This window comes from Streptomyces bohaiensis, from assembly GCF_012033785.1.
Taxonomy (GTDB): Bacteria; Actinomycetota; Actinomycetes; order Streptomycetales; family Streptomycetaceae; genus Streptomyces; species Streptomyces bohaiensis.
Genome location: NZ_JAAVJC010000355.1, coordinates 1 through 4,207 on the forward strand (window position 1 = coordinate 1; position 4,207 = coordinate 4,207).

5 protein-coding genes are annotated in these 4,207 nt (G+C 75.2%); 3 read left to right on the top strand and 2 right to left on the bottom strand.

All coding sequences use genetic code 11. The annotated features are described in order from the left end of the window. The first annotated feature begins 120 nt into the window (after positions 1–120). Entirely contained in the window at positions 121–687 is a 567-nt protein-coding gene (locus HCN52_RS22465) for a YbaK/EbsC family protein (protein WP_168090267.1), read from the top strand. A gap of 272 nt (positions 688–959) precedes the next feature. After that, positions 960–2,339, top strand: coding sequence for a glutamate decarboxylase (gene gad, locus HCN52_RS22470; protein WP_376767192.1), 1,380 nt, complete (start codon positions 960–962; stop codon positions 2,337–2,339). 37 nt (positions 2,340–2,376) lie between these two features. Here the strand turns inward: gad and HCN52_RS22475 are convergent, their stop codons facing one another. Together HCN52_RS22475 and HCN52_RS26025 are read right to left on the bottom strand one after the other, a co-directional pair. After that, on the bottom strand, positions 2,377–2,796 hold the full coding sequence (locus HCN52_RS22475) for a DUF7144 family membrane protein (protein WP_168090268.1): 420 nt from the start codon (positions 2,794–2,796) through the stop codon (positions 2,377–2,379). A gap of 82 nt (positions 2,797–2,878) precedes the next feature. Next, complete coding sequence (locus tag HCN52_RS26025; protein WP_280923952.1) at positions 2,879–3,001, bottom strand: hypothetical protein; 123 nt, start codon at positions 2,999–3,001, stop codon at positions 2,879–2,881. Here HCN52_RS26025 and HCN52_RS22480 point away from each other — a divergent pair. Beyond that, positions 3,000–4,016 (top strand): ketopantoate reductase family protein, encoded by a 1,017-nt coding sequence (locus HCN52_RS22480; RefSeq protein WP_168090269.1) that lies wholly within the window; start codon positions 3,000–3,002, stop codon positions 4,014–4,016. The two genes, HCN52_RS26025 and HCN52_RS22480, sit on opposite strands and share 2 nt — an antisense overlap. The last annotated feature ends 191 nt before the right edge of the window (positions 4,017–4,207 follow it).

The window sequence follows — 4,207 nt, forward strand, 5'->3', positions numbered from 1 at the left end:
GGGCTCGGGCGCCCGCCGCGCGAGCCGGCCCGCGCCAGTCGGCACGGCCGGGGACGGGCGCCGGGGGCCGGTCGGTGGACGCCGGACGGAGCAAGCGCGGCCCGCGCGTACGCTCGGCCCATGAGCGACGCGACCCCGACCCCGTTCGGCACCTTCGACTCCGCCGGACCGGCGGTGTCCCACCGGGCCGACCTGCCCGCGCCGGTCGCCGCCGCACTGGCCGCCTGGCCCGTGGCGGCCGGCCCGGTCGACGGGGTGCTGCTGGTCGACAGCGACCCCGCCCACGCCGACACCGCCGTCTTCTGCGAGGCGTACGACGTCCGTCCCGAGGTGTCGGCCAACTGCGTGGTGGTCGCCGCCAAGCGCGGGCAGGAGGTGACCCTCGCCGCCTGCGTCGTGCTGGCGACGACCAGGCTCGACGTCAACCGGGCCGTCCGCAAGCACCTCGGCGCCCGCAAGGCGTCCTTCGCCCCGATGGAGGAGGCCGTCACCGCCACCGGCATGGAGTACGGCGGCATCACCCCCGTCGGCCTGCCGGAGCACTGGCCGCTCCTTGTCGACGCGCGCGTCACCGCGACGCCGCACGTCCTCGTCGGCAGCGGCGCCCGGCGCGGCAAGCTGATCCTCCCCGGCGCCGCGCTGGCGGCCCTCCCGAACGCCGAGGTCATCACCGACCTCGCCGGCTGATCCCACCGGCTCCGGCCCCCGGCCGCCCCGTCCGCGCCCGCCGTCCGGGAGCGCTCGTCCCTCCGTGCCCGGCGCTTGCGGCTCGCTGACCGGGCCGGGGCGCTCGCCGCCGCGCCCGAGCATCGCCGTGCCGTCCCCATCCACCGACCGGGCGCATTGCGCCCGCCGTCGGCGCGCCCCGCCGCCGCCCGCGCCGCCGGCCGCGCACCATCACTCTCCGACGGTGAGCGGCGAGCGGACCGCCGCCGAAGGCGAGGACGGGAGCGGCAGCCGTGGTTCTGCACCGGATCGGGGACGACTCCGACACCCCCTACGAGGACGCCTACGCCCTCGCCATCTCCGAGCAGCGCCTCCCGCGGTTCCGGATGCCCGAGGACACCTCCCCGGCGCGCGCCGTCCACGCGCTCATCCGCGACGAGCTCGCCCTCGACGGCAACTCCTCGCAGAACCTCGCGACGTTCTGCACCACCTGGGCGGAGCCCGAGGTCCACGAGCTGATGGACCTCTGCCTGGACAAGAACATGATCGACAAGGACGAGTACCCGCAGACCGCGGAGATCGAGTCGCGCTGCGTCCGGATCATCGGCGACCTGTGGAACGCCCCCGGTGCGCAGTCCCCGACCGGCTGCTCCACCACCGGTTCCAGCGAGGCGGGCATGCTGGGCGGACTCGCCCTGAAGTGGCGCTGGCGCAAGCGCCGGGAGGCGGCCGGGCTGCCGACCGACCGGCCCAACCTGGTCTGCGGCCCGGTGCAGGTCTGCTGGGAGAAGTTCGCCCGCTACTTCGACGTGGAGCTGCGGCAGGTGCCGTTGGAGCCGGACGCCACCGGGCTCCGCCCCCACCAGCTCCGCGAGCACGTGGACGAGAACACCATCGGTGTGGTCGCGATCCTCGGCGTCACCTACACCTGCGACTACGAGCCGGTGGCCGAACTCGCCGCGGCGCTGGACGCGATCGAGCGGGACACCGGGCTGGACGTGCCGATCCATGTCGACGCGGCGAGCGGCGGCTTCATCGCGCCGTTCCTCCACCCGGAGGTGGAGTGGGACTTCCGGCTGCCGCGCGTGGCCTCCATCAACGCCTCGGGTCACAAGTACGGCATGGCGCCGCTGGGCGTCGGCTGGGTGGTGTGGCGGGCCGAGGAGCTGCTCCCCGAGGAGCTGGTGTTCCGGGTGAGCTACCTCGGCGGGGACATGCCGACGTTCGCACTCAACTTCTCCCGCCCGGGCGGGGAGATCGTCGCGCAGTACTACACGTTCCTGCGGCTCGGCCGCGAGGGCTACCGCAAGGTGTACGAGGCCGCGGCCCGCACCGCCCGGTCGCTGGCGGAGCAGGTCCGCGCAATGGACGGGTTCCGGCTGCTCTACGACGGGCAGGGCGCGCTGCCCGCGGTGGCGTGGACGCTCACCGACCCGCAGCGCTCGCCGTTCACGCTCTACGACCTGACGGAGCGGCTGCGGCTGCGGGGGTGGCAGGTGCCCGCCTACCCGCTGCCCGCCGACCGGCAGGAGGTGGTGGTGCAGCGGGTCCTGATCCGCCACGGCATCAGCTTCGACAAGATCGCGCTGCTCGGGCAGGACCTCCGGTCCGCTGTGGCGGAGTTGGCGGACGGCCCGTGCGGCGCGGCGCCCCGGCCGGGGTTCCACCACTGATCGCGGCCGACCGGGCGGCGGGGTGCCCGACTCCGGGTCAGGTGCCCCGGGCGTTCTCCGGCGGGGCGACCAGCGCGTAGATGACCGCGACGCAGAGCCCGACGCCGATCAGCGACCAGAACGGGAAGGCCGCCAGGTAGGCGATCTGCCCGATCAACGCGAGGCCGGCCAGGGCGACACCGGCCGCACGGGCCACCAGGGAACCGGAGAGGACCCCGACGCCGACCGCGATCTGCAGGACCCCGATCGCGAGCCAGATCCAGCCCCACGCGGTGTAGTTGAAGACGAGCAGGCTGCCGGAGGCGACCTGGAAGTAGTCGTCCTTGAAGAGCGCGGCCAGGCCGCTCATCACGTGGATCAGGCCGAGCGTGAACAGCAGGACGCCGGCGAAGCCGAGCCAACCGGACAGCACGGGCCGCGCGGCGGACCGGTGCCCGTGGGCCGTGGTGGCGTTCATGGGAACCCTCCTCACCCGCCGCCGACGCGTGCGGCGACGACACTCCCAGTGCAGCCCCGCCACGGGACGCTCGCGTCCGGTACTACTCCGAACGGGTGAAGGCGGTCGCGGCCTCCCGCCGGATCACCCGCCCGGCGGCGCGGAGCCGCGAGCCGGGTGCGCCGGGGGAGAGCGGCGGCTCGATCCGTGCCAGGATCGAGCCCATGCGCTACATCATCATCGGGGCGGGCGCCGTCGGCGGGGCCATCGGCGGACGGCTCTTCCAGGGCGGTCACGAGGTCGTACTGGTCGCCCGCGGGGACCATCTCGCGGCGCTGCGCGAGGAGGGGCTGCACCTCGCGGTGCCCGACGACGCGCTGACGCTGCCGGTGCCCGCGGTCGCCGATCCGCGCGAGGTGACGCTCCGCCCGGACGACGTCCTGGTGCTGTCGGTCAAGGTCCAGGACGCGGTGGCGGCGCTGGACGCCTGGGCGCCCCGCCCGGTCGAGGGCGGCGGTACCGCCGGTGAACTGCTGCCGCTGGTCTGCGCGCAGAACGGCGTCGCCGGGGAGCGGATGGCGCTGCGCCGGTTCCGCCACGTGTACGGCATGTGCGTCTGGCTGCCCGCGCAGTTCCTGCGCCCCGGGCACGTGGTCGCGCACTGCGCGCCGCTGACCGGGATGCTGCACATCGGCCGCTATCCGACCGGCACCGACGACACCGCCCGCAGGATCGCGGCCGACCTGGAGAGCTCGCACTTCGCGGCGCCGGTCCCGGCCGACGTGATGCGCTGGAAGTACGGCAAGCTGCTCAGCAACCTGGCGAACGCGCTGGATGCCGTCGGCGGTACCGTGCTGCGCGGCGACGCCCGCGCCGCCGAACTGCTGCGGCGCGCGCGGGCGGAGGCGGTCGCCGTCCTCGACGCCGCCGGGATCGAGCCGGTGACGGCGGAGGAGCAGCAGCACGTGCGCGGTGACCGGATGCAGGTCCGCCCGGTCGCCGGCGCGGAGCCGGGCGGCGGGTCCTCGTGGCAGAGCCTCAGCCGGGGCACCGGCAGCATCGAGGCCGACTACCTCAACGGGGAGATCGTGCTGCTCGGCCGGGAGTACGGGATCGAGACGCCGGTGAACGAGGTGCTGCAACGGATGGCGAACGTCTTCGCCCACGAGCACCGGCGGCCCGGCTCCCTCACGCCCGCCGAACTGGCCGTGCTCGGCGCCCTCGCGGGCGAGGCCGACTGACCCTACGGTTCGACCGGTGGTCCGCACCGCCCGGAGTCCCGCCGCGCGCGGCTGCTCCGCGCCCGAGCACCCTTGACCCGGAGCAGCACCGTCCGCCTCCGGGGGCCGCCGCCGGACCACCTGACGCCGCCGGACCACCTGACGCTGCGGGCCGCCGGCCCCGCCGAGGGCGCCGGCCGCCGGCGCCGCGC